Origin of the sequence: Burkholderia sp. Bp9142, from assembly GCF_003853415.1 — a bacterium.
Taxonomy (GTDB): domain Bacteria; phylum Pseudomonadota; class Gammaproteobacteria; order Burkholderiales; family Burkholderiaceae; genus Burkholderia.
Map to the genome: position 1 here is coordinate 1 of NZ_QTPP01000124.1, position 305 is coordinate 305.

At 63.9% G+C, this 305-nt stretch carries 1 protein-coding gene; it reads right to left on the reverse strand.

Going from position 1 to position 305, the window contains the following annotated elements; translation table 11 throughout:
* Positions 1–13: 13 nt before the first annotated feature.
* The coding region (locus DIE22_RS37950) for an RHS repeat domain-containing protein (protein ID WP_260426877.1) at positions 14–305 on the reverse strand (292 nt) is incomplete at its 5' end.

The window sequence follows — 305 nt, forward strand, 5'->3', positions numbered from 1 at the left end:
TTCGGAGAGCGATTTATGCAGGCGCGCGGATAACGTGCCGTTCAACCGCCTCGCCCACAAAAACGCGGACAGGTTCGGTCTCCTCATCGACCCGCTGCCCCTGGAACCGCAACGGATTCCTCGCCACGATCCCCGCCGCCTTCGACGCCCGCGCGATCACCTCTCGCGCTTCTCCCCACGCCTTGTACGACGCTTCCCACACAACGTCGCCATCGTCGTCGGTAAGATGTTGCGGCGTACCGATCTGGTCGCAGTGGTAATAGAGCAGTCTTGCCTCCGCCCGCCGCTCCGGCACCTTCTGCAGC